23 protein-coding genes and 1 tRNA gene are annotated in these 24,154 nt (G+C 53.5%); 19 read left to right on the top strand and 5 right to left on the bottom strand.

Features of this window, described 5'->3' with window-relative positions; translation table 11 throughout:
• The first annotated feature begins 73 nt into the window (after positions 1-73).
• The 5 genes from ACKPCT_RS19065 (at position 74) to ACKPCT_RS19045 (ending at position 4,571) form a co-directional block, all read left to right on the top strand.
• Positions 74-688, top strand: coding sequence for a hypothetical protein (locus tag ACKPCT_RS19065; RefSeq protein ID WP_139229345.1), 615 nt, complete (start codon positions 74-76; stop codon positions 686-688).
• A 321-nt stretch (positions 689-1,009) separates the two neighbouring features.
• Positions 1,010-1,924, top strand: a complete 915-nt coding sequence (locus ACKPCT_RS19060) for a metal ABC transporter substrate-binding protein (protein WP_175528204.1) — start codon at positions 1,010-1,012, stop codon at positions 1,922-1,924.
• 1 nt (position 1,925) lies between these two features.
• A complete protein-coding gene (locus ACKPCT_RS19055; RefSeq protein ID WP_090075294.1) occupies positions 1,926-2,819 on the top strand; it encodes a manganese/iron ABC transporter ATP-binding protein in 894 nt (297 codons plus the stop codon).
• A complete protein-coding gene (locus ACKPCT_RS19050; protein WP_319567653.1) occupies positions 2,816-3,706 on the top strand; it encodes a metal ABC transporter permease in 891 nt (296 codons plus the stop codon). Before ACKPCT_RS19055 ends, ACKPCT_RS19050 begins: the two co-directional genes overlap by 4 nt.
• 1 nt (position 3,707) lies before the next feature.
• Positions 3,708-4,571, top strand: a complete 864-nt coding sequence (locus tag ACKPCT_RS19045) for a metal ABC transporter permease (protein ID WP_090075292.1) — start codon at positions 3,708-3,710, stop codon at positions 4,569-4,571.
• 283 nt (positions 4,572-4,854) lie between these two features.
• Here ACKPCT_RS19045 and ACKPCT_RS19040 read toward each other — a convergent pair.
• Together ACKPCT_RS19040 and ACKPCT_RS19035 are read right to left on the bottom strand one after the other, a co-directional pair.
• A tRNA-Ser gene (locus ACKPCT_RS19040) sits at positions 4,855-4,944 on the bottom strand.
• Positions 4,945-5,137: 193 nt separating this feature from the next.
• Complete coding sequence (locus ACKPCT_RS19035; protein WP_319567652.1) at positions 5,138-5,572, bottom strand: MAPEG family protein; 435 nt, start codon at positions 5,570-5,572, stop codon at positions 5,138-5,140.
• A gap of 314 nt (positions 5,573-5,886) precedes the next feature.
• On the opposite strand from ACKPCT_RS19035, the gene ACKPCT_RS19030 reads away from it, so the two are divergent.
• The 14 genes from ACKPCT_RS19030 to ACKPCT_RS18965 all read left to right on the top strand — a co-directional run bounded on the left by ACKPCT_RS19030 (position 5,887) and on the right by ACKPCT_RS18965 (position 18,700).
• On the top strand, positions 5,887-6,498 hold the full coding sequence (locus tag ACKPCT_RS19030; RefSeq protein WP_090074666.1) for a 50S ribosomal protein L21: 612 nt from the start codon (positions 5,887-5,889) through the stop codon (positions 6,496-6,498).
• 23 nt (positions 6,499-6,521) lie between these two features.
• Positions 6,522-6,791: a 50S ribosomal protein L27 gene (gene rpmA / locus ACKPCT_RS19025; protein ID WP_090074665.1), complete on the top strand. Its 270-nt coding sequence runs from the start codon at positions 6,522-6,524 to the stop codon at positions 6,789-6,791.
• Between the two features lie 161 nt (positions 6,792-6,952).
• Positions 6,953-7,633 carry a GNAT family N-acetyltransferase gene (locus ACKPCT_RS19020; RefSeq protein WP_319567651.1) on the top strand — a complete coding sequence of 227 codons (681 nt, stop codon included), beginning with the start codon at positions 6,953-6,955 and terminating at the stop codon, positions 7,631-7,633.
• Positions 7,630-8,184 carry a GNAT family N-acetyltransferase gene (locus ACKPCT_RS19015; RefSeq protein WP_090074663.1) on the top strand — a complete coding sequence of 185 codons (555 nt, stop codon included), beginning with the start codon at positions 7,630-7,632 and terminating at the stop codon, positions 8,182-8,184. The genes ACKPCT_RS19020 and ACKPCT_RS19015 overlap by 4 nt, the downstream gene beginning before the upstream one ends.
• Positions 8,185-8,486: 302 nt before the next feature.
• Entirely contained in the window at positions 8,487-9,524 is a 1,038-nt protein-coding gene (obgE, locus tag ACKPCT_RS19010) for a GTPase ObgE (RefSeq protein ID WP_090074662.1), read from the top strand.
• A gap of 114 nt (positions 9,525-9,638) precedes the next feature.
• Complete coding sequence (gene proB / locus ACKPCT_RS19005; RefSeq protein ID WP_090074661.1) at positions 9,639-10,799, top strand: glutamate 5-kinase; 1,161 nt, start codon at positions 9,639-9,641, stop codon at positions 10,797-10,799.
• 135 nt (positions 10,800-10,934) lie between these two features.
• Complete coding sequence (locus tag ACKPCT_RS19000) at positions 10,935-12,200, top strand: glutamate-5-semialdehyde dehydrogenase (protein WP_407652497.1); 1,266 nt, start codon at positions 10,935-10,937, stop codon at positions 12,198-12,200.
• A gap of 66 nt (positions 12,201-12,266) precedes the next feature.
• Positions 12,267-12,911 carry a nicotinate-nucleotide adenylyltransferase gene (locus ACKPCT_RS18995; protein WP_319567649.1) on the top strand — a complete coding sequence of 215 codons (645 nt, stop codon included), beginning with the start codon at positions 12,267-12,269 and terminating at the stop codon, positions 12,909-12,911.
• A 171-nt stretch (positions 12,912-13,082) separates the two neighbouring features.
• Positions 13,083-13,463, top strand: coding sequence for a ribosome silencing factor (rsfS, locus tag ACKPCT_RS18990; protein WP_244544762.1), 381 nt, complete (start codon positions 13,083-13,085; stop codon positions 13,461-13,463).
• Positions 13,464-13,551: 88 nt separating this feature from the next.
• Positions 13,552-14,037, top strand: a complete 486-nt coding sequence (gene rlmH, locus ACKPCT_RS18985) for a 23S rRNA (pseudouridine(1915)-N(3))-methyltransferase RlmH (protein WP_319567648.1) — start codon at positions 13,552-13,554, stop codon at positions 14,035-14,037.
• A 120-nt stretch (positions 14,038-14,157) separates the two neighbouring features.
• Positions 14,158-15,627 carry a murein hydrolase activator EnvC family protein gene (locus tag ACKPCT_RS18980; RefSeq protein WP_319567647.1) on the top strand — a complete coding sequence of 490 codons (1,470 nt, stop codon included), beginning with the start codon at positions 14,158-14,160 and terminating at the stop codon, positions 15,625-15,627.
• A complete protein-coding gene (locus ACKPCT_RS18975) occupies positions 15,624-17,012 on the top strand; it encodes a S41 family peptidase (RefSeq protein WP_090074656.1) in 1,389 nt (462 codons plus the stop codon). The genes ACKPCT_RS18980 and ACKPCT_RS18975 overlap by 4 nt, the downstream gene beginning before the upstream one ends.
• Before the next feature lie 58 nt (positions 17,013-17,070).
• Entirely contained in the window at positions 17,071-18,186 is a 1,116-nt protein-coding gene (locus ACKPCT_RS18970; protein ID WP_090074655.1) for a divergent polysaccharide deacetylase family protein, read from the top strand.
• A 10-nt stretch (positions 18,187-18,196) separates the two neighbouring features.
• Positions 18,197-18,700: an RNA pyrophosphohydrolase gene (locus ACKPCT_RS18965; RefSeq protein ID WP_319567646.1), complete on the top strand. Its 504-nt coding sequence runs from the start codon at positions 18,197-18,199 to the stop codon at positions 18,698-18,700.
• A gap of 105 nt (positions 18,701-18,805) precedes the next feature.
• Here ACKPCT_RS18965 and ACKPCT_RS18960 read toward each other — a convergent pair whose 3' ends face one another.
• The 3 genes from ACKPCT_RS18960 to ACKPCT_RS18950 all read right to left on the bottom strand — a co-directional run bounded on the left by ACKPCT_RS18960 (position 18,806) and on the right by ACKPCT_RS18950 (position 24,150).
• Entirely contained in the window at positions 18,806-20,914 is a 2,109-nt protein-coding gene (locus ACKPCT_RS18960; RefSeq protein ID WP_319567645.1) for a methyl-accepting chemotaxis protein, read from the bottom strand.
• Between the two features lie 376 nt (positions 20,915-21,290).
• Complete coding sequence (locus ACKPCT_RS18955) at positions 21,291-23,381, bottom strand: methyl-accepting chemotaxis protein (protein ID WP_319567644.1); 2,091 nt, start codon at positions 23,379-23,381, stop codon at positions 21,291-21,293.
• A 364-nt stretch (positions 23,382-23,745) separates the two neighbouring features.
• Positions 23,746-24,150, bottom strand: coding sequence for a F0F1 ATP synthase subunit epsilon (locus ACKPCT_RS18950; RefSeq protein ID WP_319567643.1), 405 nt, complete (start codon positions 24,148-24,150; stop codon positions 23,746-23,748).
• Positions 24,151-24,154: the final 4 nt, after the last annotated feature.

Below are 24,154 nucleotides of genomic sequence, written 5' to 3'. Positions count from 1 at the left end.
GCTCTCTTTCGCAAGTGCGTTGAAATGAATTATTTTATCTTGAGTTCCTAACTCATATTATTTATCGATATTCTTGTATAAAAAACTCAAATTTTGTCAACAGCGATATGGGAAAACACTCAAAATGAAAAATCCGTACGGCATTGGAGAACGTCACGCACCGACAGTGGATCTGAGAGAAGGCGATTGCCCTCTTTCTTTTACGCGGGAGGATTTTATCCGCTATGCCGGACCGGATCAGATCATCGCCACGGCTCTTATGTTTCAGATGCTCAAAAAGGCTTCTGCAGAATTGGCCAATGATGGTTTGATCGAAAGAAACGCACTTAAGGTGCAAGTGGGTTTCCCCGGCCCCGGAGTCACTGATATCATTGAGCTTGTCCTTCGCGGCAGCACACGCAATGCTGACAATATAACGATAAAAACGGAAGGGCTCCCCGAACAGGCCCCAGAAGCTCTGATCGGACGCTTCTACTATGAATTCGAGTATGAAGGAAAACGGATTGCCCTATGGCCGGTGGATGGCTATTTCACAGAAGAATTTCGCAATATGGTGCGAGGGTTCCAGCCGCGCAAAGGTGATGACGCTGAACAAAGTGCCTATCAATCTTTCAAACAGGACTTGATTGCAAGACTCATGGCTACGGCGCCAGATGATCTGTTCAATGTAAAAATTCTGAGCCAATAAATTTGCACGGAGGGATGACACCACCTGAATCAATGGGATTGGATCAGGGGACTGTTGAAGCAGAAGAAACATTTACCAGAATTCAAAACCAAAGTTATGTCTGAGGCTTTGGAAGGCCAGCTCTTGGGAGTTGGCCTTTTCATTTGGAGAATTGACAGTGAAATAAGTCTCCGATTTTAAAGCTAAGGCTATATTCCCCGCATTTCCCCAGTTTTTCACCTGCTCCGAGCCTTATAAACTTGCAAATATCAAAAATATAATGCCCTAATGCAATTGCAAGTCATTCGCAATATTCAGACTATCTCGAGACAGGAGCCCTCAATGCCCCTTTCAAAACGGCATTTTAAAACAGCAATCCTATCTTTCTTTGCATCGGCCCTATTGAGCACCGCCGCCTCATCATTTGCTCATGCCGCGGAGAAAATGAAAGTGGTTACCACTTTCACGGTGCTGGCAGACATGGCTTCAAATGTCGCCGGAGATGCCGCTGAGGTCGTATCGATTACCAAGCCCGGAGCAGAAATTCACGGCTATGAGCCAACACCGCAAGACATCGTGCGCGCCCATAACGCGGATCTCATTCTCTGGAACGGCCTGAATCTGGAACGCTGGTTCGAACAATTTGTCGGCCAACTGGGAGAGGTCCCCTCGGCAACCTTATCGAAAGGCATAAAGCCGATCTCCATTGCCGAAGGCGACTATGAGGGAAAGCCAAACCCGCATGCATGGATGGGGCTCGATAATGCACTGATCTATATCGACAATATCCTTGAGGCATTTGCTGAGCATGATCCAGAGAACGCGGAGATCTATGTCCGCAACGCAGCAGCGTACAAAGACGAGCTTCGCAGCACGCTTGAGCCTTTACGCGACATGATCTCCAAGATTCCTGAAGACAAACGATGGCTTGTAACCTGCGAAGGAGCTTTCAGCTATCTCGCCCGCGACTTCCGCATGAAAGAACTCTATCTCTGGCCCATGAACGCCGATCAGATCGGCACCCCGAAGCAGGTCAAGAAAGTCATTGATGGGGTGAAACAGAACCACATTCCGGTTGTCTTCTGCGAGAGCACGGTGAACACATCGCCTGCCAAACAGGTGGCGCGCGAAACCGGCAGTCGCTATGGCGGAGAGCTTTATGTCGATTCATTAAGCGAAGCCGGAGGGCCCGTGCCAACCTATCTCGATCTGCTCCGCGTCACATCGAGCACCGTTGCCAAAGGACTTCTGGACTGACATGACTTTTGACAACCAGCTCCCCGGCACATCAGCCCCTCTTGAGGGGGGCGGCATTTCGGCTCACGGTGTCACGGTAACCTATCGCAACGGACACACCGCGCTGCATGATGCATCCTTTGAAACGCCGACGGGCACCATCACAGCGCTGGTGGGGGTGAATGGATCGGGAAAATCCACCTTATTCAAAGCCATCATGGGCTTTGTGCCGGTGGCTGCGGGCACGATTTCCCTTTGGGGGCTTCCCATCAAGCAGGCGTTGAAGCGCAATCTTGTTGCCTATGTGCCGCAGGCTGAAGAGGTAGACTGGGCCTTCCCCGTATTGGTGGAAGATGTTGTGATGATGGGGCGCTATGGCCATATGGGCTTTCTGCGCCGCCCCAAAAAGGCAGATCATGACGCGGTGAATGAAGCACTTGATCGGGTCAATATGCAGGACTTTCGCAAGCGACAGATCGGCGAGCTCTCGGGCGGGCAGCGCAAGCGCGTGTTTCTGGCTAGAGCACTGGCGCAGAATGGCATGGTCATCCTGCTCGACGAGCCCTTTACCGGCGTTGATGTCAAAACGGAAGACCAGATCATTGCCCTGTTGCGCTCCTTGCGCGAAGAAGGACGCGTGATGCTGGTATCAACTCACAATCTGGGCTCGGTGCCTGAATTCTGCGACCGAACCGTGTTGGTCAAAGGCACGGTGCTGGGCTATGGCCCGACCGAGACCACGTTCACCCGCACGAACTTGGAACAAGCCTTTGGTGGCGTGCTACGCCATTTCACATTGGGGGGCCAAAACTTGCATGAAGATAAGGACGGGCGAGAGGTTACCATTCTTTCTGATGACGAACGACCCTTTGTGCAATATGGCCAGAAAACAATGATAAGTGAGGAGGAGCAATGATGGAGTTCCTTCTCGAGCCCTTTGGCTATGGCTATATGACAAACGCCATGTGGGTTTCGGCCCTTGTGGGGTGTGTCTGTGCCTTCTTGTCGGCCTTTCTCATGCTCAAGGGCTGGTCGCTGATCGGGGACGCCCTGTCCCATTCGGTGGTCCCCGGTGTGGCAGGCGCCTATATGCTCGGGCTGCCCTTTGCGCTTGGAGCCTTCATTGCAGGTGGCCTTGCGGCAGGCAGCATGCTTTTTCTGTCAGAACGCTCAGGGCTCAAAATCGATGTCATCATCGGACTGATTTTTACGTCCTTCTTCGGGCTCGGTCTGTTCATGGTGTCCATCAACCCGATGTCCATCAGCATTCAGACCATCACCATGGGCAACATTCTCGCCATCACACCAGAAGATACCCTGCAGCTCGCGCTCATCGGTATCATTTCGCTCATCATCCTGACGGCCAAATGGAAAGACCTGATGGTCACCTTCTTTGATGAAAGCCACGCCCGCACCATCGGCCTCAATCCGCCATTGCTCAAGGCGATCTTCTTTGTGCTGCTTTCGGCCTCGGTGGTAGCGGCGATGCAGACGGTGGGAGCTTTCCTTGTGATCGCAATGGTCGTCACCCCCGGCGCAACGGCCTATCTGTTCTGCGAACGTTTCCCTCGGCTTATCATCACCGCAATCATCATTGGAGCCCTGACCGGATTTTTCGGTGCCTATATCAGCTATTTTCTGGATGGCGCCACTGGTGGTGTGATCGTTACCCTGCAAACGCTGCTTTTCCTGATCGCTTTTCTGCTGGCGCCAAAACATGGATTGCTGGCAGCCAAACGCAAGGCCAGAAAGGCCGTTGCAAGGTATGATGAACCACTGGCTGCAGAGCGGAAAGACGCGTGACATGCCCCTTGATACCCTGCTCCTCCCCTTCCAGTTCGGCTTCATGCAGAATGCCTTCCTGATTGCGATCATTGTTTCCGTGCCGACGGCGCTCCTTTCCTGCTTTCTGGTGCTCAAGGGATGGGCCCTAATGGGCGATTCCGTCAGCCATGCCATTCTGCCCGGCATCGTTCTGGCCTATATCTTCAGCTTTCCGCTCCTGATTGGCGCTTTTGCGGCCGGTATGGTCTGCGCGCTCTCGACCGGCTATCTGTCCGCCAACAGCCGCATCAAGCGCGACACAGTCATGGGCGTTGTCTTCTCGGGCATGTTTGCAGTGGGTATCGTTCTTTATGTTTCAATCCACACAAACGTGCATCTCGATCATGTTCTATTCGGCAATATGCTCGGCGTCGATAACAGCGAATTGCTCAATGCCGGAGTCATTTCTGCAATTGTTGCAGCCAGTCTGCTCCTCAAGTGGAAAGACCTGTTGCTCCACAGTTTCGATCCGGCACAGGCCCGGGTTTCAGGGCTCTCGGTCAGTCTGTTACATTATGGCTTGCTGACCCTGCTCTCACTCACCATCGTGGCGACGCTTTCAGCCGCCGGCCTCATTCTGGCCGTTGGCCTGCTCATCGCACCGGGGGCCATCGCCTTTCTGCTGGTTCGCAAGTTCAGTACAATGCTTTGGGTGTCAGTTGCTGTTTGTATGGCATCAATGCTTGCAGGCACCTATTTGAGCTTCTTCCTTGATAGTGCCCCTGCCCCAACCATCATCCTCATTATGACGGCTCTGTTCCTGGCGGCATTTATCCGCAAGATCATCCTCGTCAAAGCGACTTCACTAAAAGCTGTTGTCGAACAGCAAAAGGGCGAAGCATAGAGCGCTTCCTGCGCTCCGGCTAGCCCGCGCAGCCTACGGACGGGGTGTTCATATACCTTGATCTGACTGTAAAATGATTGCTGCCTACATAGGGCAAGAGAGACCTTAACCGCTCCGGCACGGTTACCCTTGCGCGATATTGACCACAATAAAAATCGATGTCCTTGCCAAGCTTTGCCATCTGCATAGCAAGGCTCATTTTGAAACAAACTCTGTGTCAAATCTTGTAGCAAGCAGTGCGTAAAGGCAAGATTGTATAGGGAAGCAAACGGGCAACAGTTAATGGCGGAGAGAGAGGGATTCGAACCCTCGGAACGCTTGCGCGATCAACGGTTTTCGAGACCGCCCCGTTCGACCACTCCGGCACCTCTCCGCAACACTTTTCGAGCATTGTGTGGTCCAATATGGCTCAAAAAGGTGGCCGGACCATACACATCCATTCAGCCAAGCTCAAGACTCCAAACGAAAAAATCCCCACTCACGCACAAGAGACCTTTGATGGATAGCAGAAGGCCTTTGCGTTTCCCTGAGATTTGTCCCTATCAGGCTACCCAAGATGGCCCGACTTAAAGCCAGGAGAGCCCCAGCATCACCATGAGAACAAGCTGGGCCAGAAAAGCGAAAATGAAGAAGTAACTGCGCAAACTGGGATTCTTGCGTGTCCCTACGAGATAATAGGTAATCATGTGCGCCAGCCGACCGCCCACATAGGCCCAACTTAGCAGCGCCAGCCAAAAGGCATCAAAGCCTGTCATCGCCGCTAGGATGACAAGGCCAATCATGAAAGGCACATTCTCGATCGAATTCATGAAAGTACGGTGGCTTCTGAAAACGAAGGATTCAGGCCCTAATGACTCATCGACGATGCCGGGCACGTAAGACTTCTGCGCCCGATGCGCCACGGCCGCGACCAGCGACTGCACAAAGACCATCACCAACAAGGCGTAAACCGCCCCCAGCGCCCCACCGTAGCTGGCATACATCGACAATCCTTCTGTCATGACAAAGCATTCCTTTCCAAACATCCTATATAATATGTCCAACCATGTGGTATCCGGTTTATCGACCTTCAAGGCCGCATTGAAACTCCCCCAATGACAGGCAAAACCGCAGCTTTTTCTTGACTCTGATGCCTTTCCAAGTATATTGCCCGAGAACTCAAGGCGTGGACGCGAATCCGCGCCCTTTTGCTTGTCTGATTTTAAATCAACAAATCTTTGATTTTATTAGCCAAACAAGCTTCCTGTTAACTGACTGAAAAAAGACAGACCCGCCGATTGAAAAATCCCGGAGCCTGGACTGAACGGAGAAAAAAATGTTCGCAGTCATCAAAACCGGTGGTAAGCAGTACACTGTTTCCCCCGAAGATGTAATCAAGGTCGAAAAGCTCGAAGGCGAAGCTGGCGAAACCGTTGTTTTTGACAGCGTTCTGCTGGTTGGCGGCGAAGGCGAAGCTGAAGTTGGCGCTCCTCTGGTTGATGGCGCTTCCGTAGCAGCTGAGATTGTTGATCAGGGCCGTGGCCGCAAGATCATCATCTTCAAGAAACGTCGTCGTCAGAACTCGCGTCGCCGCAATGGCCATCGCCAGTATTTCACCACAGTCAAGATCTCGGAGATCCTGACCGGCGGTAAAGCTCCTGCGAAAGCAGCCAAGAAAGCAACCCCAGCCAAAGCTGAAGCCGCACCGGCAGCAGCTGCTCCGGTTGCCGCTGCAGCAGATGGCGAAAAAGACGACCTGAAGAAACTGAAAGGTCTCGGCAAGGTCATGGAAGGCAAGCTGAATGATCTGGGCATCACCACATACGCTCAGATTGCTGCCTTCACTGCTGAAGACATTGATAAAGCCGAAGAAGCCCTGAGTGCAAAAGGCCGCTTCGAACGTGATAACTGGATCGAGCAGGCCGCTGCTCTTGCAGCCGAGAAATAAGATAGAGACCAGGAGACACCAAAATGGCACATAAAAAAGCAGGTGGTTCATCCCGTAACGGTCGCGATACAGCCGGCCGTCGTCTGGGCGTGAAAAAGTTTGGCGGTGAACTTGTCATCGCAGGCAACATTATTATTCGTCAGCGCGGCACCAAGTGGCATCCGGGCAACAATGTCGGTATGGGCAAAGATCACACCATTTTTGCGACCACCGAAGGCAACGTAGAGTTCAAGACCAAGTCTAATGGCCGAACTTACGTGTCCGTGAACCCGATGGCGGAAGCGGCTGAATAACACTGGCATGAACATAATACGATTTGCCGGTGTCCCAGACCCCGGCAAATCGAAAAGCCTCCCTCCTGAAAAGGGCTAAAGAGGCAAAAGATTTAAAGGGAAGATGGGACACCATCTTCCCTTTTTCTTTTGACCTGACCCAAGCCCTTAGGAGGGACAAAATGTTGGAAATAGACGAAAGCTTACAGCAGACCGAACCTGACTGTAGAGAGGGTTCGGAAAGCAAACCTTTCCTGTTGCGCCACCCAGCTCGCACAGATCTGGAAGTGCTGGTCGCTCTGGCAAATATTCCGGCCATGACCAAGAACCTATGCAGCAACTGGCTGCCGATTTCCGCCAAAGGGGCGGAATCCTGGTTCCTCAATCAGACGGAAAAGACAGACCCGACGGAATTCCCTTTCATCATTACCGATATGAAAGGCGCCATGATCGGCGTGATTTGCCTGCTTCTCGAAGAGAACCGAAAGCAGGCCGAAATCAGCGTGATCATCGACCGCGACCAATGGCAGCACGGATATGCCACACGAGCCATTCAGGCAGTGGCAGACTTTGCATTTTCGAGCCCGAACATCAATCAACCAACCCTCGAAGCGCTGGTGGCGCAATGCAGGGTTTCATGCGGCAGTTCCCGGCGCGTTGTCGAGAAATGCGGCTTTCAATATAGCGGCACCGGTATGGCGCATTCCCAGCACTATAACGGCATGATCCCTATCGACCGCTATCGCCTCGACAGAGGTGTCTGGTACGCCCTGCGGAACTGGTCCGGCATGGGCCAGACAAACGCGTGGTCCTTCGGCCCCAACAGCGGGCAAAAAACCTATAGCCTGAAAGGAGCGGCATGATGAGAATCCCTGATCTGGCGAGTGACCGGCTTGTCTTGCGCCCTCTGCGCCCAAGCGATGCACCAGACCTTGCAAAATATTGTCAGGATATCGAGGTTTCGAAATATCTGGCTGTGGTGCCCCACCCCTATCCTGAAAATGCCGCCAATGATTGGCTGGAAAAGCAGGATAAAGGGGTCGCCGGAATCAACATGGCCATCACCAGAAACGATGCCCTGATGGGAGTTGTCGGTATCAAGGCATCCACGGAACGGGACGTCGGAATCTTTGCGCCAACCATAGGCTATTGGCTTGCGACCGCCTATTGGGGCAAAGGTTTCATGCAAGAGGCCGTGCGCCGTCTGCTCGACTGGTATCTACCACTCGAACCGACGGAAAAGATGTGCGCGGCAGCTTTTGAAGACAACCCGCGTTCGATCAATCTCCTGCGCAATCTGGGCTTTGAAGAAGTCCGCCGTGATACCGGATACAGCGTCGCTCGTGGCGAGAAAGTACCCGAAATCATCATGCAGCTAACCTCCGAACGATTCCAGCAGATGGGCTGTGCCTGACAAGACACGCCCCTTTCGTAAGGTCAAAACGGGCCGCACCCCACAAAAGCACGGGTGCGGCCCTTCGCTACAACGATTGGCTATTGGCTTGGAACCCCATGCTGGGGTATAGGCTGTAACAATGAAACCGCGCAAAGCCCGCGTTTGGAGCAACCACTCCTTCGCAATCGGCCAGAGCACCATGTCCGGGCACATGGCCCGTAAGACAAAGACGCGGCAAAACAGATAGAAAAGATCCGGTCCGAATTCGGCTGGACATCAAGCGTGAGCCCGAAAGCTCAACGACACAACGAGGCCAAATAATGAAATTTCTCGATCAGGCAAAGGTTTATGTTCGCTCCGGAGATGGCGGAGCTGGCTGTATTTCCTTCCGCCGTGAAAAATATGTCGCATTGGGTGGCCCCGATGGTGGAGATGGAGGCAAGGGCGGTGACGTAATCGTTGAATGCGTCAACGGTCTCAACACGCTCATCGACTATCGCTTCAAGCAGCATTTCAAAGCTGAAACCGGCATGCACGGCATGGGACGCAACCGCAATGGGCGCAAAGGCAAAGACGTCGTGTTGCGCGTACCGGTCGGAACCCAGATTCTGGATGAAGACAACGAAACCATCATCGCCGACATGACCGAAGAGGGCCAAACATACACCCTTGCCAAGGGCGGCAACGGTGGCTTTGGCAACACCCATTTCAAATCGGCCACCAATCAGGCGCCACGCCATGCCAATCCGGGCCTTGAAGGCGAAGAAGCCTATATCTGGCTGCGTTTGAAGCTGATTGCCGACGCTGGCCTCGTGGGCCTGCCCAACGCTGGCAAATCCACCTTCCTGTCGTCGGTTTCCTCGGCCAAACCAAAAGTCGCCGACTATCCATTCACCACCCTACACCCCAATCTGGGCGTGGTGGGCATCGATACGCGCGAATTTGTCGTGGCCGACATTCCCGGGCTGATTGAAGGCGCCCATGAAGGGCTTGGCATCGGCGACCGCTTCCTTGGTCATGTGGAGCGCTGCCGCGTTCTGCTGCATCTGGTTGATGCCACTCAGGAGGATTATCTCGATGCCTATCGCGTCATCCGTGGGGAACTGGAAGCCTATGATGAAGGTCTGGGTGAAAAGGACGAAATCGTTGCATTGACCAAGGTCGACTCCTTGACCGAAGAAGACATTGCTGAAAAAGTGAGCGCGTTCGAAGCCGCCTATGGCATTCGTCCGCACGCCATTTCCGCAGTTGCCAAAACCAACATGGACACGATCCTGCGCGCCCTTCTGGAAAAGATCGATTCTGAAAATACGCGCGAGCAACTGGCAGATCAGGAGCCGGCACCTTGGCGACCGTGAAGGCCAAACGCCTTTAATAGCCGTCGTGGAGTGGATGCAGACGCCCGACGGCTTGGACAAAGTTACCAACAACGTCGGCCTGACCTCTCGGGCCTTTAAGAGACGGACTTCCAAGTGAGACTCGAGGATCAAAAGAGAATTGTCGTCAAAATCGGATCGGCAACTCTTGTAGACGAAAAAACCGGCCGCCTGCGCGCCGCCTGGCTGCAAACCCTGATCGATGACATCGCCATGCTGTATGAGCAGGGCAAGGAAATCATTATTGTTTCGTCTGGCGCCATCGCGCTTGGGCGACGCAAGGTCGCCTTGCCAAAGGGCAAGTTGAGGCTGCATGAAAGTCAGGCTGCGGCCGCCATTGGCCAGATTGCTCTGGGCGAAGCCTATGCGGACGCCCTGCACAAGGTCGATCTGACAACGGGGCAGGTCTTGCTAACCCTGAGTGACACCGAAGAGCGCCGTCGCTATCTCAACGCCCGCGCAACGCTGGCGACCATGCTCAAGCTGGGCGCTGTGCCGATCATCAACGAGAATGACACGGTCGCCACCACGGAGATCAAGTTCGGCGATAATGATCGCCTTGCCGCCCGTGTCGCCACCATGATCAGTGCTGACTGCCTTATTCTGCTCTCAGACATCGATGGTCTCTATACCGCCCCGCCTGCCCAAGACCCTGACGCGCAACATATTCCGGTGATCGAACATATCACGCCGGAGATTGAAGCGATGGCAGGGAGCGCTGGCTCGGCCCTCGCCAAAGGTGGCATGACCACAAAAATCGCAGCCGCCAAGATTGCCGTGAATGCCGGCACCGCCATGATCATTGCCAATGGCAGCGACTATAACCCGCTCAAAGCCATCATGAATGGTGCCAAGCACAGCTGGTTCGAGCCCAAATCCAACCCGATCACCCAGCGCAAGCGCTGGATTAACGGCAATCTGGAGCCCCACGGCACCATAACGCTCGATGAAGGCGCGGTGCATGCGCTGATGTGTGGCAAAAGCCTGCTTCCTGCCGGGGTTACTCATCTGGAAGGCGATTTCGCCAAGGGCGATGCGCTGATCATTCTCGATTCTGCCGGTCTTGAAATCGCACGCGGCCTAGTGGCCTATGACCGATCAGAGGCCGACCAGATCAAGGGCTGCAAATCTTCGCAGATCGCTGACATTTTGGGCTATGATGGCCGTGCGGAGCTGATCCATCGGGACGATATGGTCCTGAGCGGAGTGGACCATGCAGACCACATCGACCATTCAGATCATGCCGATCGTAGTTGAAACGCAACCATCAACCCCGTAAAGCCAAAGACAGCTGAGAGCGCGTATGGCAAGACACCTTGCCGAAAATCCGCCAAACGCCTATATCCGCAGACATAAAGTCACTTTCCCGAAGGGGGACTCGCCATGAATGATATGACAGAGACTGTTACCGAAATCATGACCGTGCTGGGGGCCAAGGCCCGCAAGGCAGCGCGCCATCTGGCCAATGCCCCGACGGAGCAGAAGAACGCAGCCCTCAGTCAGGCAGCTGTCGCCATGCGCGCTGATGTCCAATCCATTCTGGAGGCCAATGCCAAAGACATTGCCAAGGGCAAGGAAGATGGCATGACCGAGGCTTTCCTCGATCGTCTTACGCTGAGCGCCGACCGCATCGAAGCCATCGCTGCGGGCCTTGATGCCATTGTCTCCCTACCCGACCCTGTCGGCACCATCATCACCGGTTGGGATCGCCCCAACGGTTTGCATATCGAGCGTGTACGCACCCCGCTCGGCGTCATCGGCGTCATTTATGAAAGCCGCCCCAATGTCACCGCAGATGCAGGAGCGCTCTGTCTGAAAGCGGGCAACGCATCTATTTTGCGCGGTGGCTCTGACAGCTATCATTCTTCCCGCGCCATCCATGCTTGTCTGGCCAAAGGGCTTGAGAGCGCCGGTCTGCCAGCAGACTGCATCCAGATTGTCCCCACCATAGACCGGGCTGCTGTGGGCGAAATGCTCAAGGGGCTAGATGGCAACCTCGACGTGCTCGTTCCCCGCGGCGGCAAAGGGCTGGTCGGGCGTGTGCAATCTGAAGCGCGGGTACCCGTCTTTTCCCATCTGGAAGGCATTTGCCATATCTATATCGACAAGGAAGCCGAGCCTGAAAAGGCAAAGGCCATTACGCTTAATGCCAAGATGCGCCGCACCGGTATTTGTGGTGCCGCCGAGACTTTGCTGATTGATCGTTCCATTGCCAATACCATCGGCAAGGACGTGTTGCAAACCCTCAGCGAGGCGGGCTGCGTGGTGCGCGGCACCGATGAAATCAAGGCTCTTCTACCGGCAGCAGACCTCGCCAGCGATGAGGATTGGTCAACCGAATATCTCGACGCCATCATCTCGGCAAAGATCGTGGACGGTGTCGATGCCGCCATCGACCATATCGCTCAATATAGTTCGCACCACACCGAGAGCATCATCACGGAGAATACCGTGGCCGCCGATAAGTTCCTCAAGGAAGTGGACAGCGCCATCGTTATGCACAATGCGTCCACCCAATTTGCCGATGGTGGCGAGTTCGGCATGGGCGCAGAAATCGGCATTGCAACAGGCCGCATGCATGCGCGCGGACCGGTTGGACTGGAGCAATTGACCAGTTTCAAATACCGAGTGCATGGATCAGGGCAGACACGCCCCTGATTTCAACATCTCATCCACACGGATTTGGCCCTTTGCCCCATCCCTCTTTTCCAGTCGGTTGACGCGATGACACGATCCCGCATTTATCCTCATGATCTTCCGCTCGTCGCGCCGGGCATGCGCATCGGCCTTTACGGAGGCAGCTTCAACCCAGCTCATGAGGGCCACAGGCACGTGGCTCTCACGGCGCTCAAACGCCTGCAGCTGGATCGTATCTGGTGCCTGGTCACACCGGGCAACCCGCTGAAAGATATAAGGGAACTGCCATCCCTTAAAACAAGACTGACTGACACAGCACGCCTCATGGATCACCCCCGCATCGATATCACCGGGGTTGAGGCCAAGGCAGGCACGCATTTCACCGCAGAAACACTGGACCGGCTAGGCACACGATCAAAAGGGGCGCATCTGGTCTGGTTGATGGGGGCGGACAATCTTAAGCAGTTTCACAAATGGCAACGCTGGGAAAATATTTTCAACAGAATCCCTGTTGCCATTATAGACCGTCCCGGCTACAGTCTCTCACCGCTTAACGCACTGGCAGCGCGGAATTTTGCATGGGCGCGGCTTCCTTCTCGCAAGGAAGCGACACTCGCGACTGCGCAATGTCCGGTTTGGACCTTCATTTATGGTCCGCGCTCGGAATTATCTTCCACCGCACTAAGGCAAAGCACGAAAGCCCAAGGCACGCATAACGCGCAAGAGCCTTGAAAATGTCACATAGCATGACTTATTCTTATGGGGCGAAGATTCGATCCGAGATCAGTCTTGGCCCTGTCCATGTCCGTTCATCCACCCTGATCGGCTGATGAACGGGAGAGAAACTGTCTGCAGTTTGATTCAAGAGGTATATTCCTGTCCACCGCAGCACAAATGGAGATCATGCCAGAAGGTCCGTCTCCCATCCGTCTCGTTTCGGGTCGCAAGGATCCTGAACAGGCGCTCGCAGTCATCCTCTCGAGCCTTGACGAAGCCAAGGCCGAAGATATTCTGTCAATTGATCTGCGCGGCAAGTCCGCACTTGCCGACTATATGGTCATCACATCCGGTCGTTCCCACAGACATGTCGGTGCCGTTTCTGATCGTCTCCTCAGAGACCTCAAGGACAATGGCTTTGGCAGCGCCAATGTGGAAGGTCTGCCCAATTGCGATTGGGTGCTGATCGACACCGGCGACGTGATCGTTCATATTTTCCGTCCAGAAGTACGCGAGTTCTACAACATCGAAAAGATGTGGGCCGCGGACGCAGACGAAGATCTGTAATCCCGTCTGACAGACTGGTCTCTTGATATGACGGTCTGACCGATACGCAAATCGGCCAGATTTCCCGCAGAGACCAGCCGGAAAGAGGATGATGAAGCTACTAATCAGCGCTATCGGGCGGCAAAAGGCTGGCCCCGAAACGGATCTCGTTGCGCGCTATCAGGACCGGGCCCAGAAGGCTGGCAGGAATCTCGGTCTCAATGGTCCTGATATCCTTGAGTTCACTGAAAGCCGCGCCCGCAAGACCGCCGAGCGCAAGGCGCAGGAAGCCGAGCAGACTCTGACCGCCTTGCCAACAGGCACCTTCATCGTCGCGCTGGATGAGCATGGCAAGAACATGTCCAGCGAAGATTTTGCCAAGCTGATAGACAGGGAACGCAATCAGGGAACACCGGCCATGGCCTTCTGCCTTGGCGGACCTGATGGACACGGCCAGCAACTGCTTGGTGCAGCCAATGCAAAGCTGGCACTAGGCGCCATGACATGGCCACACCAGATCGCGCGCATTCTTCTCTCCGAGCAGATTTACCGCGCCATGACCATTCTCTCGGGCCATCCTTATCATCGCAGCTGAGCTGTCCGTCCAAAAGTCGACACAAAAGGTCGATAATTGCAGCCTTTTCACGCATAGACGATTCCACCCGTCAAGGGCATGCACTAAATTGCAGACAAATCGGCGCAACAGGTGATTCGGGTGCGAGACAAAAAGGCAAGCAGACCCACTCTGAGAACAAAGTCATGCACAAGGTCGTTCCTCGGCCTTGCCTTTGCGGTTGTCACTCTGCTCCCCCTGATATCACAAACTGGGCTAGCCCAGGATGCTCAACAGCTTCCGACCCCTGCACCCAATTCAGCAACGTCGATCCCGGATACAGAGGAAAAAGAGCCGCCGCAGAAGACCGAAGCCGAACAGCAGGCTGAACGGGCGCTGCAAGCGCGTCTGAAGGCACGCAAGGATCAGGAAGAGGCCCTTGCGAGCCTGGAATCCAGCATCGCTCTCTCCCAAAAGCGACAGGAAGAGCTGAGCGCGGAAATTGACCAGCTGAAATCAGATCGGGAGACCATTCAGGGCGATATGATCGCCACCGGCGAACGCATTTCCAATCTGGAAAGCTCCATTTCGCAGCGCGAAGATCGGCTAAGAGTGCTGTTTGAAGACCAGACGCAGCTGAAAGTTTCTCTTGCCGAAGAACGGGATTCCCTCTCTGAAATCCTTGCTGCGTTGCAAAGAATTGGCCGAAATCCGCCACCAGCCCTTGTCATTCGCCCCAATGAAGCCCTTGATGCCGTCCGCTCTGCCATTCTTCTTTCCACGCTGGTTCCCGAAATCCGGGTAGAGGCCAACGCGTTGGCGACCCAGCTGGCAGAACTGATCCGATTACACAAAGATATCGAAGAAGAAAAGGACGCGCTGCAATCCAGCCTCGCCAGCCTTCAAGAAGAAAACGAGCGCCTTGCCCTGCTGATTGAGAAGAAAAAGACGCAGGAAGCAACCACCGCTCAGGCGGCAGAGCAGGAGCAGCAGAAAACATCCGAACTGGCCGCAAGAGCCCGAACGCTTGAACAGCTTATCAATGGCATGGAGCAGGAAATCGAAGCGGCCCGCATAGCCGTCAAAGAAGCGCAGGAAGCCGAGAAAAGAGCCATTGAGCATGAAATTGAGACAAAAAAGCAGAAAATAGCCGCATTAAAAGATGCCGCTCGCCTTTCTCCTGCCATACCTTTTGTTAAGATGAAAGGCCTTATGCATTTACCTGCCAATGGTGCAATTTTAAAAGCCTATGGCAATGATGATGGATTTGGGGGCCAAACCAAGGGCATGTCGGTTGCGACACGCATTGGCGCACAGGTCTCAAGCCCGGCCGATGGTTGGATTGTCTATGCAGGCCCCTTCCGCTCGTTTGGGAAACTCTTGATTATCAATGCCGGAGGCGGCTACCATATCGTTCTGTCAGGAATGGACGAAGTATATCCCGAAGTAGGGAGTTTTGTTTTGGCCAATGAACCTGTAGGAAAGATGCAGCAGACAAGACTGGCTTCCAGCGATTTACTGGATGCAAGCGCCTCGCGGCCAGTTTTATATATTGAATTGAGAAAAGATGGTGTTGCGATCGATCCTTCACCATGGTGGACAGCAGATTTGAAGGAAAAGGCAGACGGATGATCCGGAAACTTTCACTATTGCTAATCGGCGCTCTCATGGGAGCTGGTCTGGTCGTGACCCTTTCAGTTGCCTCTTGGGAGGCGACTGGCACCGCCAACGCCGCAAGTTCGGATACCTATCGCCAGCTGAATCTGTTTGGTGATGTGTTCGAACGCGTACGACGCGAATATGTCGAGATACCCGATGACGACAAGCTGATCGCTTCAGCCCTCAACGGAATGCTCACCTCCCTTGACCCGCATTCGAGCTACATGTCTCCGGACAGCTTCGAAGACATGACCGTTGAAACGCAAGGCGAATTCGGTGGACTGGGCATTCAGGTGACCATGGACAAGGGCGTCGTCAAGGTCATCTCTCCGATGGACGACACCCCGGCCCATGCCGCAGGCATTCTGGCCGATGACTATATCACCCATCTGGATGGCAAACCCGTGCGCGGCATGTCCCTCAGTGAAGCTGTGGACCAGATGCGCGGCCGGGTTGGCACCAAGATCAAGCTGACGATCGTACGCGAAAATGTCGAAAAGCCGATCGAAGTGGAAATCACGCGCGAAATTATCAAGCTGACCTCGGTCAAGTTCAAGGCACAGGGCGATGTCGGCTATATTCGCATCACCCAATTCAACGGTCAGGCCTTTGCCGGACTGACTGATGCCATCGGCAAACTTGAAGAAGAAATCGGCGAAGACAAGATCAAGGGCTACATCCTCGACCTGCGGTCCAACCCGGGCGGTCAGCTGGATCAGTCCATCGCGGTAGCCGATACCTTCCTTGATCAAGGCGAGATCGTCTCCACCCGCGGTCGCAACAAGGAAGAAGTCAAGCGCTACTATTCCCGCGCTGGCGATCTGGCCAAGGGGCATCCGGTTATTGTGTTGATCAATGGCGGCTCTGCATCCGCATCCGAGATTGTTGCCGGAGCTCTGGCTGATCATCACCGCGCGACGCTCATTGGCTCCAAGTCGTTTGGTAAGGGATCGGTTCAGACCATCATCCCGCTCTCCAACAATGGCGCCATCCGCCTCACCACGGCGCGCTACTATACCCCGTCTGGCACGTCCATTCAGGCCAAGGGTATTGTGCCGGATATTTTCGTCAAACAGGAACTGCCTGACGACCTCAAGGACAAGTTCCCGCAGACGACGACCACGGAAGCCACGTTGAAAGGGCATCTGGAAGCGGAAGGCGAAAGCGAAACAGCAACCGATGCACTGCTTGGTGAAGAAGAGGATACCGGTGAAGAAGCAAAGGATGAAAAGGAAGCCTATTCCCCATCCTATGTGCCTGTTGAAGCTGAAAAAGACACCCAGCTTCAGTTCGCTCTTGAGCTGATGCGCGGTGAAATCACCAATGAAGCATTCCCTCCCAAAGGGGAAACAGAATAGAGCACTATCAAGGGTGGGCTGAACAGCCCACCTTAACCCTCTTTTGAGGAGACGGATCATGGCGGCGAGTGATCTGAGCAAGCCTCTGGGCCAAGATCAAAGCGAAGCATCCGGAATAAGCCGGTTGTTCATGTTTGGCTCCTTCGGGTTGCTGGCGCTGGTTCTGCTTGGTCTTACATCCGTGATCATGCTGGCAGACAATCCCGATGGGGGATTGCCAACCCAAGAGGTTGACCTGAACGCTTCGATCGATTCCAATTCCCGTATTGGAGTTTCTGGCATTCGCCCCAGCATCAAGCCGGGTATCCCCGAAACGGCCCGCCCCGATCAACAGGATTCTCCTTCGCCCCAACTTGAACAAGCCATGCCGGCAAACGCCAATACGTCTGACGAGATTCGCGTGCTGGACCCTGCCGACCCCAGCTTGAATTCGGCTACGGCAACCAACGGCACAGTGCCCTATGAAGCCTTTGCCCGCCCGATCAACACGGACGCCATTGCCGGATTGCCCAAAATCGCCATTATCGTGGATGGCCTCGGCCTGTCTCAAACAACGACAGAAGAAGCCCTGACCCTGCTCCCGCCGGATATAACTCTGGCCTTTGCCCCTTATGGTAACAGTCTTTCGCGCTGGACACGCAAGGCACGCAGTCAAGGTCATGAACTGCTCGTGCAGGTTCCCATGGAACCCTTTGACTATCCCAACAACGACCCCGGCCCGCATACCCTTCTGACATCGGCCAATGCCGAGGCGAACAAGGCCAATCTCAATTGGGTGTTAGAGCGCTTTGATCAATATGTTGGCGTCATCAACTATATGGGCGCCCGCTTTGCCTCCGATGAGCTGGCGGGCTCGGAATTCATGACCGAGTTGAAGAATAAAGGCCTTCTCTATGTCGAGAATGGCTCTTCAGGCCGCAGCCATCTCAATACCATTGCTAGCAAGATGAGCATTCCCAATCTGCGCTCGGATCTTGTCATCGACTTCCGGGGCCGCCCCTCGGACATTGAAACCCGCCTTGTTCAGCTCGAATCCATCGCGCAGGAAAGCGGCACGGCGCTTGGTGTTGCCTCGGCCTTCCCCACCTCGATCAGATCCATTTCCGACTGGACCCAGTCCCTGCGGCAACGCGGCTTCGCACTGGTGCCCGTCACCACACTCCTGAATCAATAAGGCATCCAAGATGGCCAAAAAAGATAATCTGCCCTATCGCGATTGCGTGGGCATCTGCCTGTTCAACCATGAAAACAAGGTCTGGATCGGCAACCGCTATGGCGCCTCCGAACTTGAGAATAGCAACCACACCTGGCAAATGCCCCAAGGCGGCATCGACAAGGGCGAGGAGCCCCTCCAGGCGGCAATCCGTGAGCTCTACGAGGAAACCTCCATCAAGTCCGTATCGCTTATCAGAGAGGCGCCAGACTGGCTGTATTATGACTTTCCCGATCACGTGGTGAAGGCTGGCAAAATTGGTAAGTTCAAGGGCCAGAGACAAAGGTGGTTTGCCTTCCGCTTCGAAGGCGATGAATCCGAGATTGAAGTGATCAATCCCGCCAAGGGCAAACATCCGCAGGAATTTGAAGGTTGGCGCTGGGAGGCCTTGGCCAAAACACCGGATCTCATCGTCCCCTTCAAACGCGATGTCTATCTGGATGTCGTCAAGGCCTTCGCCGATCTGGCAGCCTGACTGGGTAGCGGACCAGTCAGCCGCAAGCCGCCCATAAAAAAGAGGCTGCGCCGCGCAGCCTCAAAAGATGTTGGGGGACTTTTCTTATCGTTGCTCGCTCACCAATTATGCATTGCGCACCTGCTCCATGAACTTGTCGACCTCGGACTTGAGCAGAGCTGATTGTTTGTTCAACTCGTCTGCGGCCCCCATCACCTGAGCAGACGCCGCCGCGGCCTCCTGCGAAGCTTTCGAAACATGCTGGATATTCTCGCTGACAACCTCGGTTCCCTGAGCGGCGTGGAACACGCTGCCTGAAATTTCCTTGGTCGCCGCATTCTGTTCTTCCATCGCCGATGCGATGGCGGCCGAAATCTCATCGAGGCTTTGGATGACGTGAGACACTTCATCCATGGAGGTGGATGCATCCCGCGAAGCGGTCTGGATCTCGCCAATCTGTTTGGCAATCTCTTCTGTTGCCTTGGCCGTTTGCCCAGCAAGCGCCTTGACCTCGCCAGCCACCACGGCAAACCCCTTGCCTGCTTCTCCAGCTCTCGCAGATTCGATAGTCGCGTTAAGCGCCAGAAGGTTGGTCTGCTCGGCAATGGAAGAAATCATTTCCACGACTTTGCCAATCTTGGATGACGTCTCGGCCAACGTGGCCATCTGGGCCGTTGTCTGGGTCACCTTGCCAGCCGCATCACGCGCACATTTGGATGCCTGAAGCACCTGCTCGCTGATCTCGCCAATCGTGCTCGTCATCTCCTCAGTTGCCGTGGCAACCGTCTGTACGTTGCCCGAAGTCTGCTGTGAGGCTGCGGAGGCGTCCGTCACCTGTTTGGCTGTCCGTTCGGAGACATCAGACATCGACTTGGCGCTGGCGTTTAGTTCGGTGGACGCAGCCGAAACAGTCTGAACAATACTGCCGACATGCGCATCGAAATCATCGGCCATCGCCATCATCATCTGCCGTTTTTCCTGCTCGGTGCGCCGCTTCTGCTCTTCCTGTTCGGCCTCCAGCTCACGCGCTCTGATCGCATTCTGCTTGAAGACTTCCACCGCAGCAGCCATCTTGCCAACTTCGTCACCGCGCACCACGCCGGGCACATCAACGCCCAGCTCACCATGCGCCAGACGCCCCATGGTCGAAGTCAGCGCCACGACTGGCTTCGTGATACCGCGTGCGATGACGAAAGCACTCACGATACCAGCAATCAAAGCAGCAGCCCCGACGCTTAGCAGCATGAAGTGGAAGTCGTCTATTTGCTTGTTTACGCCTTCCTGTGTGCTCTCTTCTTCAGCCTTTGCAGAGACTGTAATGGCCTTGGCGGCAGCCATGATCTCGTTCGCACCATCGTCCAGGGTTTCCAGTCTGATACGCTGGCTCTCTTCGATGGCATCAACCATCTTCTGGACTGATGACTGGTAAAGCTGGGTGTTCTTAAGCGCCAGCTCCAGCTTGAACTGATCCTGATCCCCCACGATCGCCCCACGCATTTGTACCAGCTTGTTTTCCAGCTCCGCCAGATACTGGGTCACCTTCACGGCAGCTTCTCTTTCTCCATCGGACCAGAATTTCATGACCGACAGCCGTGCGAGCAACATGCTTTCCTGCGCATCTCCGATTTTGTTCAGCAAGGATAGCTGACTGTTGGAATAAGCGCCTTCGTGGATGTCATGCAAGGAACCCGTGATAATGTCTCCGGTAGGCGCAAGGATGTCATAGAGCAGATGATGGGATTCCTCCTTCAACCGCATGATGTTGGTGAACCCGTCTCTGTAAGCACCAAGTCTGCCCTCGATTTTGTTGAGCAAAGCCACACGTTCTGGCTTCTGCAATTCATCATGCGCGTCGACCATCAGGGTTTGGATGACATCAAAACGAGCTCTATACTCCTTCTCGGCTTCATTTGCGGCTTCCGGAGACGAGGTTCCGACATATTCACGAGCGGCCAGCTGTAGCTCCGTCACGGCTCTTTGCATATCGGATAGCAAAAGAGCATCGCCCGCCTTGTCACCGTAGATTACGATACGCCCTTCCAGACCAGTCAGTTTCGAATTCCCGTAAATCGTCAGACCGGCCAGAAGGCAAAGCACAATGGCAAAGCCCAGATAAATCCTCGCACCGATTTTCACATTTCGGAAAAAGGAAAAGCCCCTCTTTTGCGAAGCGCCCGGAGAAATCAACGGAGCACTAACAAGAGAGGGACTACCCCCAGTTGATTGTATAGACATGCCAAGTTCCCCCAGAGCATCCACTTCCAGATGAGTTGAATCAGAAGACAACCTCAAGACTTGTTGAGCATGGTTAACAATTGGTTAATTTTCAGTGTATGAAAACTTAATGACATTAACGAATTGAATGTAAACGTTAATTTAAATTTATAAATTGTTAAAAAATTTTCTATATCCAATAGTCTACAAACAACACACATTCGTACAAAACCAAAATGTCCAAAACCTATTTAACTTCGGCTGAAAGTTTTATTTACAAATATTTTATTTTGTAAGTTAATTTTGAATCTATATTAGAGCTTCATATAATAATACAATATAAAAAAGGCCATGCACAACATGCACGGCCTTTCTCAATCAGGTTTTCTGAGAAGGACTATCCCTCCCGGACATGAGCAATGAAGCTCTGAACTTCCGACTTCAAGAAGTCGGATTGTTTCGCCAGTTCTCGCGCTGCAACCATGACATGTGACGATGCCTGCGAGGCTTCCTGCGACGCCTTGGAGACCGAATTGATGCTGTTGTCGACAACTTCCGTCCCTTGCGCAGCCTGATGGATCGAACTCGAAATCTCGCTCGTAGCAGAATTCTGCTGTTCCATGGCGGAGGCAATTGTGGCCGTAAATTCGTCAAGTTTCTGGATAACCTGACTGACATCATGCATCGATAAGGAGGCCTTTTCGGTCGCCGTCTGGATTTCGTTAATCTGCAGGGCAATCTCGTCGGTCGCTTTGGCAGTTTGCCCCGCCAGCGCCTTGACCTCACCGGCTACAACAGCAAACCCCTTGCCTGCCTCACCGGCACGCGCCGATTCAATGGTCGCATTGAGAGCCAGAAGATTGGTCTGTTCCGCAATCTTGGAAATCATTTCGACCACTTCACCAATCTTGTTGGAATTATGCGCAAGCATCTCCATCATCTGGTTTGTCGCATCCACTTTGGTGACCGCATCACGCGCAGAACCGGACGCCTGTTGCACTTGCAAACTGATTTCACCAATCGTGCTGGTCATCTCTTCTGTTGCAGTCGCAACCGTCTGTACATTGCCCGAAGTCTGGGCGGAGGCCACTGAAGCCTCTGAGACCTGCTTTTCAGTCTGCTCGGACACGTCTGCCATTGCCTGAGCATTGGAACTGAGCTCTTCAGACGCATTGGACACGGTATCGATGATCCCGCCGATATGCTCGTTGAAGTCATCGGCCATCTTGCCCATCATTGCGCGTTTTTCAACTTCCGCTCGGCGCTGATTTTCTTCCTGTGTTTGCTCCAACTCCTTCGTGCGAAGCGCATTCTGCTTAAACACTTCCAGGGCAGCGGACATTTCACCTATTTCATCGCCTCGCTCCTTGCCCGGTACATCCAGGTCGAGCTGTCCCGATGCCAATTGCTTCATAGCCACCGTAATCGCCAGCAAAGGTTTTGTGATACCGCGTGAAATCAACAAGGCACAGCCGATACCAACCAACACGGAAAGAATCGTTGCCAGAACCAGCATCTCCGTCGTGCTTTTGAAATTGCTCTTAACAGACGCCTCAACCGCATTACTATCGGAAGATACAGTCGAAACAATCTCCCTTGAAGCCTTCAGAATTTCTGTTGCCCGGGTGTCCAAAGTTTGTTCTCGCACCATATTGCGCTCTGCAATGGTATTCTGCAAAGACGCCATCATGCTTTTATAGTCATCCACCCTTGACGACAAACGAATAAGGCCTGTCTTCAGGTCCTCATTCACCGTTGCATCCCGGATTTTTCTAACCGCTGAGCGCAACGCGTCAAGATGGCTCGAAGCAGCGGCCAAGCTGTCTTCTTTACCATCATCGATGAATTTCATCAGATTGACGCGGGCAAGCAGCATGCTTTCCCGAATATCGACAGCATAGATGCTCAAGCCAAGATCGAGGGAATTGGCAATTGTGCTATCAATCGCGTCAATCTTTGTGTCGATATCATCCGAGATTTCAGCAAGCGTCTTATTGACCAGCTCATTACGCTTGTTCATCAGTGCGACAAGCGTATCAAAGCCGATATCGTAGTCCTCAACGTTGAAATCAATCGATTCCAGCAGCTTGACCCGGTCTGGATCCTGAATTTCGTCATTGGCCGTAGCCAGGAGTTGCCGCAGGTTAGCATAACGCTGCTTGAAACGATCAACATTCTTCTTGCTAGGTTGCGAAAGATATTCACGCGCCGACAATTGCAGATCAACCAGCTGTGTCTGCAGCTGCGTTGCAATAATGGAATCACCCGCAAAATCACCGTATTTCTCAAAACTCGTATCAAGTCTGTTCAATGCCTGACCGGCAAAGAAGGATACGCCGTTAAGAACCGCGATCACGACAAGAAAGCCAAGAAAGATCCGATGGCCAATTTTGAGGCGCTTAAGCCAATGCATCGGTTTACTTGCTTTCCGCCCCTTTTTGCGACCGCGCCCCCCTGCGAGATCTGTGATTTCTTCGTTCGTAGTCATCTGTTACTTCCCTTAAGCGACGCCTATGCGTGTTTCGCAACACATTCCACCCTCCTCTAGGATTGATTTCGGGAGTTAACGCATCTTTAAATCGCAAGGAAAAGGCGGGACCCCATTAGGCTATGCCACCTCAGGTTTAAAAATAAAAATCAATAAATTCAGATAATTGCACAATTGTATCACCCGCTATTGGCAATTTTACTCCACAATATATTTTACGACAAAAGGCGCTTCTTTGTTTAAGGGCGTACAATATTGGAAAAAACATCAATGATGTAAATACTTATTCGATTCAAGTATTAGACATAAAAAAAGCCGCGAATGAAACCATCCGCAGCTTCTTGATTGTAAATGTCTTGTTCAATTACTGAGCGACAGCAACCTGAATCTTCTGCAATCGAGCCAAGCGCAAAGTAGCCTCGTTGCGCTGATCATCGGTCTCCGCGTCGGCGACATCCTCTTCAGCGTCCTTGATCAGCTGAGCCATCTTCTCATGGTCCAGCTCTTCAACCGGAAGCGCCTGTTCGACGAGGATCTTCAGACCCGCGTCGTTGACATCGGCAAAACCACCGCGAACATAGATATCGCGTTTGCTGCCATCTTCCAGTTCTGCTTCGAGAATACCCGGAGCAATCGTGGAAATAACAGGAGCATGGTTATTGAGCACGGTGAAGTAACCGTCTGAACCTGGAACCAGAACAGAGACACAGGATTCGGAAAGAACCAGTCTCTCGGGAGACACAAGTTCAAAACCAAAAGCTTCAGCCATGATG

The organism is Cohaesibacter marisflavi (assembly GCF_963665895.2).
GTDB classification, from domain to species: Bacteria; Pseudomonadota; Alphaproteobacteria; order Rhizobiales; family Cohaesibacteraceae; genus Cohaesibacter; species Cohaesibacter marisflavi.
This window is presented reverse-complemented; position numbering and strand designations above follow the sequence as displayed.